The 15,589-nt window shown below is 31.8% G+C and carries 13 protein-coding genes; 11 read left to right on the top strand and 2 right to left on the bottom strand.

The genetic code is table 11. The features are described from left to right. Nucleotides 1-247 precede the first annotated feature (247 nt). Nucleotides 248-1,216, bottom strand: a complete 969-nt coding sequence (locus tag AC3Y25_RS19085; RefSeq protein ID WP_482501291.1) for a hydrogen peroxide-inducible genes activator — start codon at nt 1,214-1,216, stop codon at nt 248-250. A gap of 484 nt (nt 1,217-1,700) precedes the next feature. On the opposite strand from AC3Y25_RS19085, the gene AC3Y25_RS19090 reads away from it, so the two are divergent. The 11 genes from AC3Y25_RS19090 (at nt 1,701) to AC3Y25_RS19140 (ending at nt 14,620) form a co-directional block, all read left to right on the top strand. Further along, nucleotides 1,701-3,509 (top strand): type VI secretion system Vgr family protein, encoded by a 1,809-nt coding sequence (locus AC3Y25_RS19090; protein WP_489903829.1) that lies wholly within the window; start codon nt 1,701-1,703, stop codon nt 3,507-3,509. 5 nt (nt 3,510-3,514) lie between these two features. Beyond that, complete coding sequence (locus tag AC3Y25_RS19095; protein WP_320495009.1) at nt 3,515-3,856, top strand: hypothetical protein; 342 nt, start codon at nt 3,515-3,517, stop codon at nt 3,854-3,856. A 3-nt stretch (nt 3,857-3,859) separates the two neighbouring features. Then, nucleotides 3,860-5,803: a phospholipase effector Tle1 domain-containing protein gene (locus AC3Y25_RS19100; protein WP_489903830.1), complete on the top strand. Its 1,944-nt coding sequence runs from the start codon at nt 3,860-3,862 to the stop codon at nt 5,801-5,803. After that, a complete protein-coding gene (locus AC3Y25_RS19105; protein ID WP_489903831.1) occupies nt 5,787-6,920 on the top strand; it encodes a DUF2931 family protein in 1,134 nt (377 codons plus the stop codon). Before AC3Y25_RS19100 ends, AC3Y25_RS19105 begins: the two co-directional genes overlap by 17 nt. Further along, nucleotides 6,905-7,714 (top strand): hypothetical protein, encoded by an 810-nt coding sequence (locus AC3Y25_RS19110; protein WP_489903832.1) that lies wholly within the window; start codon nt 6,905-6,907, stop codon nt 7,712-7,714. The genes AC3Y25_RS19105 and AC3Y25_RS19110 overlap by 16 nt, the downstream gene beginning before the upstream one ends. A 239-nt stretch (nt 7,715-7,953) precedes the next feature. Further along, nucleotides 7,954-8,424, top strand: coding sequence for a hypothetical protein (locus AC3Y25_RS19115; RefSeq protein WP_489903833.1), 471 nt, complete (start codon nt 7,954-7,956; stop codon nt 8,422-8,424). A gap of 293 nt (nt 8,425-8,717) precedes the next feature. After that, the gene (locus tag AC3Y25_RS19120; protein ID WP_489903834.1) at nt 8,718-9,389 is read left to right on the top strand and encodes a hypothetical protein; all 672 of its coding nucleotides are present in this window, start codon (nt 8,718-8,720) and stop codon (nt 9,387-9,389) included. Between the two features lie 41 nt (nt 9,390-9,430). Further along, nucleotides 9,431-9,952, top strand: a complete 522-nt coding sequence (locus AC3Y25_RS19125) for a hypothetical protein (protein ID WP_250835896.1) — start codon at nt 9,431-9,433, stop codon at nt 9,950-9,952. A gap of 423 nt (nt 9,953-10,375) precedes the next feature. After that, nucleotides 10,376-10,609: a hypothetical protein gene (locus AC3Y25_RS19130; protein WP_489903835.1), complete on the top strand. Its 234-nt coding sequence runs from the start codon at nt 10,376-10,378 to the stop codon at nt 10,607-10,609. 311 nt (nt 10,610-10,920) lie between these two features. Beyond that, the gene (locus tag AC3Y25_RS19135; protein ID WP_489903836.1) at nt 10,921-13,365 is read left to right on the top strand and encodes an McrB family protein; all 2,445 of its coding nucleotides are present in this window, start codon (nt 10,921-10,923) and stop codon (nt 13,363-13,365) included. A 22-nt stretch (nt 13,366-13,387) separates the two neighbouring features. Beyond that, a complete protein-coding gene (locus tag AC3Y25_RS19140) occupies nt 13,388-14,620 on the top strand; it encodes an McrC family protein (protein ID WP_489903837.1) in 1,233 nt (410 codons plus the stop codon). Nucleotides 14,621-14,685: 65 nt separating this feature from the next. Here AC3Y25_RS19140 and AC3Y25_RS19145 read toward each other — a convergent pair whose 3' ends face one another. Further along, complete coding sequence (locus tag AC3Y25_RS19145; protein WP_489903838.1) at nt 14,686-15,429, bottom strand: SDR family oxidoreductase; 744 nt, start codon at nt 15,427-15,429, stop codon at nt 14,686-14,688. Nucleotides 15,430-15,589: the final 160 nt, after the last annotated feature.

Genomic DNA, 15,589 nt, shown 5'->3' on the forward strand with positions numbered 1-15,589 from the left:
ATGGAAAAAAGCCAATTGAAATGATAAATCCGTTACCGAAATAAGTAACTTTTACAATTTCGACGAAGGAGAAATCTTCGCGAGAAACTCTACAAAGATTGGCGATTTTGATTGCGGCGTTACTTGCTTGGTCTTCGACTTCGCTCAGACTGACAAAACTAGATGTAATTCTTTTTTGAATAGATTCATAAAAATTCCAAATTCCAATTACTTTATAGCTTGGAATTTGGAATTTTTATTTTGGAATTTAACTCGACTTACTAACTGCTTTTATAAAATAAGGCGAATCATTCCAGCGGATTTTTTTATAATTGAAATCTTTTTTTAACGATTCGGGAAGACAATTCCAGATTGCTTCATTCATTTTTTCTAGTAATAATTTCTTGGAGAAGGAATCGGAAACTACTAAACTTATTTCTCTTACGGGAACAGGTTCCTTGAAAGGCTTAAAAAGTCCGCCAGATTCGTTTAAGGTGGAAAGTTTAGGAATAATTGCAAATCCTAAATGGGCGCGAACTAGATTTTTTAAGGTTTCTATCGAATTAATATCGTACGTAAATTGCTCCTTAATTTTATCGGATGTTTTTAGTCCGCAGATGTCTAACAATTGTGCGTTGTAGCAATATTCGTGATGCAATAATAACAATTCGGTTTTGTCGCCAGGCTGCATTTCGTAAAATTCATCATTCGCCATAGGATGCGTCTGATTTAAATAGGCAACAAACGGTTCTTTAAAAACAACATGTTCAATTAAATTCGGGTTTCCTGTTGGCGTAGCCATAATGGCAACGTCAATTGCACCTGTTTCCAAATCGCGCATTAAATGCCCCGTATATCCTTCTTTAATAATAAAATGCACTTTTGGTGCCACTTCTTTCATGGCCTGAATAAACAGCGGAATCAGATAAGGCGATAAAGTAGAAATAATGCCAAGTTTCAGCTCTCCTTCCAGCAGATTTTTTTCATTGATCACAAAATCACGAATTTCATCGACTTCACGAAGTATCTTTTTGGCTTTATTAATAATTTCAATTCCTAAAACGGTTGGTGTCAACGGCACTTTATTTCGATCAAAAATCTTAATTCCGATTTCTTCTTCCAGATTTTTTAACTGAATGGTAAGTCCAGGCTGCGTTACCATACAAACTTCGGCAGCTCTTGCAAAATGCCGTTCTTCGTCTAAAGCGACTATATATTTTAACTGCTGAATGGTCATGTCTTCTAGTTTCTAAGATACTGAGATGCTAAGGTACTGAGTTGCTCTTTTTTATTGTTAGTTTTTTAAGAAAACTTTGCTTTTGTTTTTATTTAGCGATTCTTAAAATACCCTATTCTATTATTTTTTTGTCTTTTAGAGGTAGTCACTATTATTTCTCCCTGTCTATATTTACCATAATACCGCACTAAAAATACTGCGCATATACCAGCAGTAAATCCAACTACATTTTAGAAATCCCACTATTCTCCTCTATATCAAAATAAAGGATCGCAAAACTATTGCATCAAATTAACCTTAAAACAAACAGCATGAGCTTTCTAGCAAACTACAAATCAACGAAGAAGAATGTAACAGCATGAGCAAATTCTAATGCTCTTATCCCTAGAACTGACCGCCAAAGAATCGATTTTCGGCAATGCCAAGTTCTTTAAAAAATAGATTTCAATTTAACCAATCACTACCCTATTTAAATTTATAAAAAATGTCAAAATTCTCCGAACAGGTACATATTACCATAGAAGGCTTTACCCAAAATGTTATCTACTACAATCTTGAGCTCTCTCAAAAAATGGCAGACCACCATCATTTTTCTTTCTTTTGGCAATACACAGGAAAACCTATTATTGCCCCGCAGGATCAGGAAAAAGCCTTTAGCAACTATATTGGCAGCGAGGTCATTTTTACCTTTAAAGTAAAAGGCATCCGACTGATGTCTAAAGGAAGAATTACAAAATTAGGCTCTATCGATCTGCACGGAAGCCCCGCCGGACTGCATGTAACGGGAACAAGCCATACCATTGCTCTGGATGATATGCCAAAATCCAGAATCTTTCGCGAGAAAAGCCTTCAGCAGATTGGGCTCGAAATTTTTGCAGAAGAAAGTTCGGGAGAATTCTATCAGAGAGAAGCCATTGTACCTACTTATACCAAAGAATTCAGTTTTAAAATCCAGTATAACGAAACGAGCTTTGATTTCCTTAAACGCCTTTCTGCACGCTATGCCCAATGGTTTTATTTTGACGGAATGCGCATGCAGTTTGGCAAAATTAAAAACACCGACATAAAACTCATAAACGAATCGTCTCTGCATAACTTTAGCATCGAGGCCAATCTGGTTTCGCACAAAACTTCGTTCAGCAGCTATGACTACAATAGCGCTTCCCCCATAAAAAATGGTGCAGAAAAAACCTCAGAAGGAAGCCGAGATCGTTTTGCATCGCTTGCCGTCTTTAAACAGCCTTACATTGTAAGACCCGGACTCGAAAACGGCGCGTATACCAGCAACGCTCAAAATAAAGAAGAAATTGATAAAATGGTGAAAATGCAGACTGCAGGGCGCGATGCCAACAGCATATTCTACAGCGGCACCTCTTATCTGCCAATAGGTTTGGGACAGACTTTTTCTATTGAAAACAAAAATGTAGAGCACCATTTATTGGCAGTTGAAATTGTACACCGCTCTGAAGTAAACGGAAATTACACCTGCCAGTTCAAAGCAATTCCAGCCGATGTGGCAGCGCCACACTACACAGACGTAACGGCATTTGCTCCCGCCGAAAGCCAGCCCGCAATAGTAATTGACAATAATGACCCTGAAAAAATGGGACGCATAAAAGTGGAATTCTTCTGGAATGGCTGGTCAAGCAAAAGCGACTGGATGCGTGTGGTTCAGCCTTACTCTGGTTCTGGAAAAGGGCTTTATTTCAGACCCGAAATTGGCGAAGAAGTTCAGGTGAGTTTTGAAGGCGGCAATGCGGAACGCCCGTATGTTTCTGGCACCTATTACAACGGAAAAGAAATGCCCGATTTCTTTGATGACAAAAACCGAATTAAAGGCTGGAAACTCCCTTTTGGACAGCTTTTCAAATTTATTGAAAAAGTGTGCATCATACTCTCTGACCCGAGTGGGAATGAAATTCAGCTAGATGAAGAAGGCAAAAATATTAATATGACCTCTCCTGAAACAGTTACTATACGGGCTAAAAATATTGTTTTTGAGGCAAGTGAAAGTATAACTTATGTAGCTGGAACTAATATCTCTGAAACAGCTACACTAAATAAAACATCAAGTATTGGAGGAATTTTAGACACTAGTGTCGGATTGGATAAAATACTACATGTTGCTGGAGATAATCATATCAATATTGATGGCGACTCTAACTCAGAAGTAAAAAAAGATAGAAATATTGCTTCTGAAAACAGAATAGTTACACATAGTGAAATTGGACATGAGTTTCACTCTGATAAGGATATCAAAAACAACAGTAGTGAGAAAACAAGACAAAACTAACTAAGATGGCAATAAAAACAATCTGCGGTATTACCATAATGGGAAACATTGGCAATTACAGTTTTCACAACTCTAAAAACGGCGCTCATTTTTTCTTGAAAGACAGCAATGTCAGTTATAGTGATCCTTATGGAAACCACATGACCAATCATGCCTGTCATATCCGAATTAATTTTGAGCCTTTTAGATTAGAAAAAATGGGCGATGAAATTCGAAAATCAGATGGCAGTCTCATTATCATGATGCCAAAAGAACAAATAGAAGAAATTGCCAACAAAACCTTCTATGCTGATGGGCAGTTTCATGCTATAGATTTTTTAACCTATACCATAACCGAAGAAAAATAAACTATGTCAGAATATATTAGAGTAAAAGGAAATATAATAGAAAAAACTGGAGGAACTTCTAGAGTTTATGCCAAAGGAGGAATTGAACACAACTCAAACGGATTTATAGATTATTTTGCTAAAAATCACACCTATGGTGAACCAGAAAAATATGTACCAAAACAGCCTGAAAACTCAGTCAATGTATATGTAGGAATGTTTTTTGATGGCACTGGAAACAATCGTTTTAATTCTGACAGCATGTATTACTCTAAAATTAAAAGTAATACCGACAGAATAGACCCAAAAGATATTCCTGCAAACAAAGAAACAGAAATTACAATAGAAGATAAAGACAAAAAAAGCAAAAAAATAAAAGTAAAAATTACAGATCGTGACAGCTACTGGAATCCTTATTCTAATATTGCCAAACTTTTTGATTTATATAAGGAAAAAAAAACACCTAGTAAGGATGATAAAAATCAAATAGATGCTCATTCTGAATATGGAGAATATGCATTGTTAAAACAATATGTAGAAGGTATTGGTACAAAACAAGGAAAGCCAGATGATTTTTTAGGTTCGGGTTTGGCCAGAGATACTTGGGGTGTAATAAGCCGTGTACACGAGGGCATCGAAAAAGTGGTTCAAAACCAGTTTAGTGCAATACCCAAAGATAAAAAAATCAACAAAATTGTAATTGATGTATTTGGCTTTAGCAGAGGAGCTGCTGCTGCAAGGCATTTTTGCAACGAAGTGATGAAAAAAGCCACGTACAGAAATGAAATGATCAATGATCCTTATGATAAATACCCTTTGCCCTCTGGAAAAAAAATAATTGATAAACATGCCGGAGGACAATTGGGATTTGAGCTTAGTGCAAAAGGACATCTACCTGTGGGAGAAACCTACAAAATAGAAATACGCTTTTTAGGTATTTTTGATACCGTAATATCAGATATAGTTGTAAAAGAAAATATGGGGTACAAACTAGGACTTGGAGCACCACTCATACCTTATTTATCTATGGCTCCTTTGGCTCAAGAAGCATTGCCCGAAATAAAAACCAATATAGGAAGCATCAAAATAGGCAAAGTTTTTCATATAAAAGCATCTACAGAATGGCGGAAAAACTTTGCTTTTACCCCATCAGAACAAGGTTATACGCTAGGTATGATAGGCTCCCACTCCGATATTGGCGGAGGGTATGCAGAGTTAACACAATATGAACCTGTATTAAGTTATTTTGATTTACCGCTTGGCGATAAAGAAATCCTGAGTCAGATGCAGAAATTTAAGCAATTTTATACAGACAGATTTATCTGCACTAATGAGGAGCTGCAATTTGTAAATACCTATGATCATGTTACCGAAACCAGCATTTCACCAAATTCGATGGGGACAAGCATATCTAGTAGAGAACTAAAAGCACCGAATGATTTTCCAGATGAAGGAAAGACCATCTCAAATAATCCAATGTATCAGGTATATCAAACTAAAGATTCAGATCATTATGTTTTAAAAGATTCTAGATATATTTCAAACAAGTATTCGCTCGTACCCATGCAACTCATGTTAGAAAAGGCAATAGAAAATGACGTGCCATTCTTTAAAAGTTACGATGAAGCCTCTCCAAAGCCTCCATATAAATTTGAATACGAAATTCCCGAAACAGAATCATTTGATATATTGCGAAAGTATTTAGAAATTATGCGTGCCGCTTCAAAAGAAGAAAACAAAGACAAAAATTCAACCTACGAGATAGATTACGAGATCTACAAACACATACACCACAATTACGTTCATTTATCAGCGCATTATGGCGGTTTTGAAAATGATTTTTTAACAGTGCAAACAGGAGATCATCATCTTTTGGCAAATTATGTTTTTATCAATGAACCTGTTGAACCAATTATAAAAGAGGATAAAGTAATTTATAAAAGAGAAATATATGTACCCAAAAGTTAGATTTTTTATATACTGCTTTTTAATCATTAGTTTATTTGCAAGCTGTCAGTCTAAAGATACATTTGACTGGAATGCAGGTCTTTCTGGTCCAAAAAATTACCCATCAGGCGCACCGTTTGTAGAATATTTTTATCAAGGACAAAGTGTTGCGGGGGCGTCTTCTGGTACAGGAGCAGATCAAGGATGGGGCATTACTAGCGGCGGTTATGTTGGAGGTGACAAATACAAGCCCGTTCCTGATAGCATGGCGGTAAAATGGATCTGTTCAGTCGACAACTTAGTATATAGAGGAGGGTTTAAATTGCCTAGAGAAAAAATGCTCGAATTGTTTAAAAGAAAAGTGATAGATTCTTATGGTGTCCGAAATGATTACAGTGTAATTGTTGCAGGAATGGCACCTGGAGGCAATATAACTGTATGGATGCAGGGAGGAACTGGCAGTACAGAAATAGCGAAGTTTAAAATTTTAAAATGGGAAGAAGATAAAAACATAGATGATGACTACAAAAAAAAAGAGATAAAGTCATGGGGCAATTATCTTACCTATTGGAAAATTCATGGCATTCCCTATTCTGTTTGGGAAAAAGGAGAAAAAGAATATCCATATGATATTGGATTTTCAAGCGAAGAAGAATACAAGTTTGCATTAACATTTTATGCCAAGGATGGCAGTTTATTTCGAATTGACAATAAATCCAGTTTTTTGCCTTGGAAAGATCGATTTGTTTCCTATCCAAAAAACTCTGACTTTCTTTCTAGAAAGAAAAAACTTCCAATTCAAATTCATATCCAATGGTACTCCCAAGATGAATCAAGGTGGTTTAATGGTGATATTATTATGCCACAGAATCTAGAAAAAAAAATTAATCCTAAACAATTTGATAGAATGATTATATCTATAAAAAAAGATACCCTAGATAAAGTTATTGGTGATATTTATTTAATTAATAAATCAAAAAACGAAAAAATTATGTCTTTTCAGCTTGGTGTCTATAATGAACATCTTAAAAGATTAATGGCACCTGAATATTCTTTACCTAAAGATTTTGTATTTCCTAAATGGGAAGGCAGAGAACCTATTGTGTTTCCAGATTTAGATTATTGGCAGGAAAAATAAAAGAAATAAAAGAAACTAAAAAATTAAATATGATCACATTAAATAATAACAAGAAATCACTAAAGGCAAAAGTATTTTCAATTTTACTCTGTCACATTGTCCTTAACTTTGCATACTCACAAAAGGGTTATACCAATTTTGAAAATTTGAACAAAAAAGTAAATGTAAAAGAATTTTTTCTTGCAAATTTTGTGGATAAAGATTCTACCCAATATTTATTGCCCAATGAGAACAATATTTATAAAACGATAAATGCGAAAGAAGCATTTTCCAAATATTATGAAACACGATATGTTTCTATGAAAAACATATATGCTAACGAGTTAAACAATCAAATTAATTATACAGATGATGCGGAAAAAATAATTGGAAAAGTATTTTCTCTCAACAGATATACAGAAGATGACACATCATATTTCTATAAAAATTTAAGATTTAATCATTTTCAAATGATGTCAGATACTAATAACCTACTATTAGCTGTTATTTGCTATAATTCAAAAGAAAAAGAAACCAGTTATGAAAAATTGTTATCAGAACTTAAACTAAAATTTCATTTTAATGTAAAAGAAGACAACAGAAAAATAAGTACCATTTTTCAATTAAAAAACTATAAACTAATAATAAATAAAATAAAAACATCTTATTATAGTGAAAGTGAACCGATAGTACAAACATTAGATATGGAAACACCTCACAACATTGAAAAAACAATAAATCTAGAAGCAATAATGCAGTTCGATACGTTAAATAATGACCAACAAAAATGGATTAATAATTTGCAAGAATATTAAAAAATCTTCCTAGCGTTTCGCTCGAACTAATGACCAACTTCACTACAAAAAAATACCACTACTTCCTAGAGCAATCATTTTCCCCTGCCGGCGCGAGTGTCCCGCTCGTGAACACAAAGAATGACACAATTAAAGACAAATCTTGCAAATGCACGAGCGAGACGCTCGCGCTAGCAGGGGGAATATGGCCCCTATTTAAAAGATAATTATAAAATAGTTTAATTTCAAATCTCCAAAAAATGAAACAATTACAAATTAAACACCTCTTATATTTATTAATTTTTCTTTTCATATCGTGTAATCTAAAAAAAAAAGAAAATTATTGTTTAAAAAAAGCAGAATATTACCCACTATCAAAAATGCTAGTGCCTGAATCAGCAATTAAATTATATATCCAAGATAAAGACAGTGTATTGCAAAAAAGAGTAAACTTAGAAACAGCACAAAAAATACTCTTTTATTCTGTAAAAGAAAAGGACAGAAACCAGTTTCATTTAGTAACTCCACAAATTAAATCATTTCAAATAAAAAATGGCATTATTACAATCTCAGTTTTAACAGCATATTTTCGTCCAAATATTTATATTGATGGAGCAAGAAAAAAAAACAAATGGACTAATGAACAAATTAAAAAAGTGATTGAAAATGATATAGGAGTTATCTTCGATAAAGATACAATTCTTATTAAAAATTGTAAATGCAAGTCATAATTTAACTGAAGACTTTACAAGACTCTACTGTTGGCTTGAGCGTCCCGCTCATGAGTACAAAATTCATGCAACCGAATTAAATTAAGTGCCATGCGCAAGAGCGAAACACTCACGCCAACAAGAGGGACTACATCTAGTAAAAGACAAACCTAAACGCCAAATTATTGACGCCTAAAAAACGGATTATGAAAAAAATCATACTACTACTTAGTATTATTTTAACTACACAACCTACCTTTAGTGTGGAGCTATTTTTAGTCAAGTCTCATTTTCTTTTTAAAATTTAAATAATTATGAAGTATAATTTATATCTCCTTTTATTATCAATCATTCTTTCTTCATGCAACAATAAAATTAAAAAAAATGTGATTTTAAATTCACATGATTTATCAAGAGACACTTTATTTAGACCAAAAAATAATTTGTTAGAAAAAAAATGTTTGGATCAAATTAAGGGTTACAAAAACAGATATGGAATTATATTCTCAAATTATTATACAGACCAACCTATTCCTTTTGATTTTGACAACAATAAAACAATAGATACAATTGTTGTTTTAAAACCTTATTATGAAAGTAGTAATGACGATTGTTTTCCTAATAATTCAGAGTTTGATTTTCCGATACTATTTATAAGCAAAACGATAAATAAAAAGAGTGAAATTTTTAAAATTTATAAAAACGTTTTAAAATGCAATACCCCTATTTACTACGAAGAAATAAAAATTAATAAAAGTGGCTTTATTATATCTAAAGATCTCATAGGAAATAACGGTTTTTTTACCAAAACATATGTTTCATTTAAGTCTAATGAATTTTATGTAGATAGTCTAAATATTGAGTCTTGGGGTTGGAAACAATACAAAAAAACATTAAAATTTGCTGAGACAAGTTTTCCTCTTTCTAACTACAAAAGGACAAATATTGACTCTATAACAACCTTATTAGATAACAATAATCCATAAATAACCAATTTCAGTTTTAAAAATAGCCCAACAGGTGAATTATGAGAATTACCACGTTTTTTTTCTGTCTTTTTCTTAATACATTAATTGCACAAAAGAATACTCCTGACTTTATTCAAAAGGAAATAAAATCATGTAGAATAGCAATTAATGATTCTTTAAGTGTTTATAAAATTCACGAGAATCTGTTTAACAATGAAATTACTTTTTTTCTAAAAACTGAAAATGTAATTACCTCAGAATGCAATAAAAATTCGCTAACAAAAAAGCTAATTGAAAAACTAAATTTTTCACAAAATCCAATAATAGAGATAAATAATTATGACATTAAAAATATTGTTATCAAAGATTTTACAAATCTCATTCCTATTAAGATCGTCGCATTAAAAAGATTAAATTATACAAGTATAATAATCGAAATAAATAGTTTTTCATATTCGACAATAGGCAATGGATATATCTATATATGCTTCAAAATTGATCAGAAAGGAAAAGTAATTGAGAAAAAAATACTTGAATCAAAACTGTCTTTAAAAACAAATAAGTATAAGAAAATTTTCTAAGTCACAATTTTGTAAACAAATAAAAAAAATCCCGATAGCGCGGATTTATAATCCGTGCCCGCAAAGATCGGTTTGGTTCTCTATTTTAAATACAAAACAAAAGCTGTATGATTCTTTATAGCTTCTGTCTTGATAATTTGTGTTGTGTCTTATTGTTGCGGGCACGGTTGGAAAATGTGCGCTATCAGGAAAATAAATATTTAAGAATTATACTACTTTTTAAACTATTAAACCAACTTCTTTTTAAACTATTAAACCAACTTCTTTTTTAATATATTTGCGCTTCCTAAATTACAGAATTATGATACTTAAAAAACTTCTTGCCCATGTGGTATGGTGGCGGCATTGGAAACAACCGTAACGCTTCTGTAAGCGTAGGACACCTAAGCTACATGGGTTTTATATTTCCTAAATTACAGAGTTATGAGTACCAAAACCCTTTCAAAAGAAGCCGAAATCGGTCTAATGAATTTCTTCAACGACAGAATTGACCCACTCGATATGGCGAGAGCCATAAGACAGGTAAATCTAACCCTCGCATTGGGCGTTCTAAACGATCAAGAAAACATTCAGTTAAACGCTGCCAAACTTGGAGACAGCTTCTATTGGCTCAATGAACTAGCTGAAATTTTAGATCCTTATCTGGATTTGAAGTAAAGGTTTATTCTTTTTGAAAAAAAAATTAAAACCCTTGGTTTTTGAAAGAAAACTGAGGGTTTTGTTTTTTGTTGCATTTTGGAAAATACCGTGCAAAACTTGCTATTTGGAATTTAATAATTGGTATTCTTGCTGGATATATTTCAATGATTACGGTTTTCCTTATTCTTTTTAATTAAACATTCAATACTTTAGCAAATGAATTATTTTTACAGTAATTGTATGCATTTTTCATGACTTTTAATAAAGATTCTCGATTTAATAATCACATTAATGAAGTAAATAACTAAATAATATCCTTTTTAATACTAATGAATCAATATATCATTGCAAACGATTTTCTAAACTATTTAACAAACCTACAAATAGACCAAAATATTAAGGATTGGATTTGTAAGGGAAGAACAAATATTACTTATGGCAGTCCTAATGGTGGCTGGGATGGAATGAATGGCTTTTTATTTGTAAAAATAGATAACTCACATAGTTATGTAATTAGAAGTATACCAAAAGAAAAAAGTAGTTATATAGTTATTGAATCATTAAATATAAAAGGTCAGTTGTACAATATGGATTTATCTAATCCAAGAATATGTAAGGAGAGTCAAGGAAAAACTTATTTACTGGAATCCTATAGGATGACCGTTGGTAAAGGTAAAATGAAAGAGATTGATGTTGAGAACACTTTTAAGTCTTTTAAAATAAATAATAATGAAATTAGCATAATTGAAGACTCACGACCAGATTGGTCAAAAACCCTAAATGATATTCTAGAATGGGCAATTTTAAGAGAAAAAATTAAACTCGATTTGAAAAATAATATAAAACTAAATAACCGTTTTGATCAAATCATCAATGATTTCAAAACATATATTAGGACAGAAAAAACCAAAATTAAAGGTTTTACTTTTCAAAAAATATATCCTAAATATGTTTGGTTAACTGATTCAGAAAATAAAATTGGTAAGGATGGATTTTGCCATTATGAATTGATTACTAGAAACAAATATCCAAATAAAATATTCGTAGAAATTCATTTTGATGAAAAAAGAAAACAACAATTTAAAAAATTAATTTCTGATCATAAAAATGAAAAAACATTTTGGAACAATGAACATGAAGGAGGCGAATTAAGCTTGGCTTATCACGAAAGTTATGATTTTGAAGATGAAAATTTATTTACAAAATTAGATGAAGCATTGTTTTATTTAGAATCAAATTTTGGCGAATTAATTAGAAGTGAATTTAAAAGTCTATCCGCAATTTTATCAAATCAAAAAATGACAAATCAACCTTTAAATCAGATTTTGCATGGCCCTCCTGGGACAGGAAAAACTTATAATAGCATTAATAAAGCTCTAAAAATAATAAATGAACAAGAAGAGCAACAATTAAGCTGGGACGATAGAAAGGCCGTTAAAAATCTTTTCGATAAAAGAGTAGCCGAAGGTAGAATCGTATTTACTACTTTTCATCAAAGTATGAGTTATGAAGATTTTATTGAGGGAATAAAGCCTAAAACGGTATCAAGTCAAGTTCAATATGAAATTGAATATGGGATGTTTAAATCTTTAGTAAAAAAAGCATTAGTTGAATATATTAGAAAAGATTCTGGAAATAAAGAAACTAATGATTTTGATATCGTTTATAATGATTTTATACAAAGTATTAAGCCATTAGAAGGAAAACGTCAAGGTACTTTTAAAACCAAAACAGGCATAGAAATTATGCTTGTGGACGCGAATGATAATTCTATTTTGGTAAAATATTTATGGAGTGATAATTCCAAAAAAGATACCGAAGGACAACATGTATTTAGCGTTACTAAAGAAAAACTAAAAAAAGTATTGTTAGAAGGTATTGATCCATCTAAAATAAAAAGTTTAAAAGCTGATTTACATCCACTTATTGGTCACATTCATTGTGAGCTTTTTGCTGTTTACAAAAAATTCTATGATTTTGTAATAGATAATAAGGGTGAAATTGAAACAATACATTTTGATGAAGATGAACTTTCTTTTGAAGATGTAAAAGAACAATTTGATTTATTGTATAAAGAAGATATTAATGCCAAAATAGTAAAACCTTTTGTAATAATAATCGATGAGATAAACAGAGGGAATGTTTCTCAAATCTTTGGTGAATTAATAACGTTGATTGAAGAAGACAAACGTCTAGGAAAAAGCGAGAGTTTGGAAGTTACATTACCTTATAGCAAAGATAAGTTTGGAGTTCCTGCAAATCTTTTCATTATTGGAACTATGAATACGGCAGATAGAAGTGTTGAAGCTTTGGATGCTGCTTTAAGAAGACGTTTTTGTTTTGAAGAAATACCCCCAGTTTATCATTTAGAGGGATTGCAAAATGAAATTTTTGGTCATAAAGCTTGGGAAATACTTCAAACCATCAATTTAAGAATTGAAAAACTATTAGATAAAGATCATAAAATAGGTCACTCCTACTTACTTAATAAAGATGAAGATTCTATCATAAATTCTTTTTATAATAATATCATTCCTTTGCTTCAGGAATATTTTTTTGGAGATTACAGTAAAATTGGTCTAGTATTAGGAAAGGGCTTTGTATACTTGAAAGAATCGAATAAAGAATCAAATATCTTTGCCAAGTTTGACGATCATGAAAATAATTTTGAAGATCGAAATGTTTATGAAATTATTGATTATAGAAATGAGCTTGAAGAGTTTGATGAAAAAATAAAATTTGGTCAAGCTATTCAATATTTAATGAATAAATAATTTGAGTAAAACAAAAGAAAATATGGTTGTTTTTGAACATGAAATTCTTCGTTTTGATCGAGGTGAAAAAAAAATCACTAAAGAGCAATTCGAAGCTTTAGAACGTTATTATGGGAATGGTAAACCTTTCTATAAATTAGTTTATAATGGTGTTCAATTCAATGAACATGTTGGAGTTTTACAAGTTGGAAATACACTAATTGAAGTTTTACCAAAGACAGACAAAATTCCACATTCAGAAACAGAAGACAGCAAATGGCGTAATTTACTAATTGGAATGTTACGAGCTGTTGGAAGCTTTGATATAAAATCTACAAGCTCCAGTAATTTAAAAATAAAACCTAATACTATTTTAGATTTATATTTTGAACTATTTATCAAAGAAGTAGAATATTTGCTACATAATGGTTTAGTAAAAAGGTACAGAAAAAAAGAAAGTAATGTTACTGCATTAAAAGGTAGTTTGCAATTCAACAAACACATTCAGCAGAATCTTGTTCATCAGGAACGTTTTTATGTACGCCATTCGACTTATGATATTGAACACATCTTGCATTTCATTCTTTATAAAACCATAAAATTATTAAAACAGATTAACACCAATAATGATTTACGCAGTAGAATTGGTGTTTTACTTTTGCATTTTCCTGAAATGCCAGATACAAAGGTTTCAGATGCCACTTTTGAAAAATTAGCCTATAATCGAAAAAACCTGCATTATCAAAAAGCCATTGAAATTGCTAAATTATTATTATTAAAATACCACCCAGATGTGAGTAAAGGACGCAACCATGTTCTGGCTTTAATGTTTGATATGAATCTTTTATGGGAACAATTTATATATGCAAGCTTAAAGAAAAATACAACTGATTTCATTAAAATAAAAGCGCAATCGTCAAAGTTTTTTTGGAAACCAGAAAATGGCAAAAGAACTGCGATGAAACCAGATATTTATATTGAAACTAATGATGGAAATATTGTATTAGATACCAAATGGAAAAATCTAAATGGATATAATCCTTCTCCTGACGACTTAAGACAAATGTATGTCTATCATGAATATTATGATGCTAATAAAGTAGCTTTGATTTATCCAGGAGATAATAAAAATAGTAAAGCAGGAGTATATCTAAAAAAAGATGGCAAACATGATAGTAAAATATGTAGTGTTGTTTTGATTAATGTAGAAGATGAAGTACTAAAATGGCAAGAAGAAATTAGAAGAATTATTAAACAATTTGCCACTACAAAATAAAGTTATATAAAAGAAAGAGCTTGTAGAAAACAAGCTCTTTTTCATTCATTAAAAATTAAACAAAATCACCCCAAACTCATCCCCCCATCCATAATAACATCCGCCCCAGTCATAAACACCGCAGCATCACTACTCAAATGCGACACCATTTGAGCCACATCTTCTGCCCTTCCCATTTGTTTTAGCGGGACTTTTTCTACTACGACATCCATAATACCTTTTACGGTGGTTTCGTCTAAGCCTACTTTGTTCATGACTTCGGTTTGAGTTGGTCCTGGGCTAACCGAATTGACACGAATCTTTCTAGGCGCTAATTCTAAAGCCGCAGATCTCATAAACGAATTCAAAGCCGTTTTACTCGCCGAATAAACCGAAGATCCCGGACCTGGCATACTAGCAGTATTAGAAGAAAGAAATACCACCGAAGCACCATCTTTCAAAATCGGGATAAATTTGCTTAAAGTAAAAAAAGCACCTTTTAGATTCACATTCATAATGCTGTCGTACAATTCTTCTGTGGTTTGTTCAATTGTTCCTAAACCTGCAATTCCTGCATTGATAAACAAAATATCAACCGAACCGAAATCGGCTTTTACCTTTTCTGCCAGTTTTTCAATATCCGAAATATTCGATTGGTCTGCTGTAATGGCTGTAACACCTAGTTCTAAAGCTGCTTTTTCTATCGCCTCTTTTCTTCTTCCTGTAATAATTACTTCTGCACCCTGATCTTTTAATAATTGGGCTGTAGCATATCCTATTCCACTGTTTCCGCCAGTTATCACTGCCACTTTATTTTTTAAATTGTCCATTGTATATGTGTTTTAAATTAATGAGACAAAGGTAAATTCAAAATGGTATAACTTTGTAACCAGTATCACAGAGTATACCAGAAGTACATTTTAACATTAAAATAGTATTGAAAAATAAGTTTTAGTAAAAAGCCTTGTTTTTATGTTAAATATTGAATTC

The organism is Flavobacterium sp. LK-23, assembly GCF_058135255.1.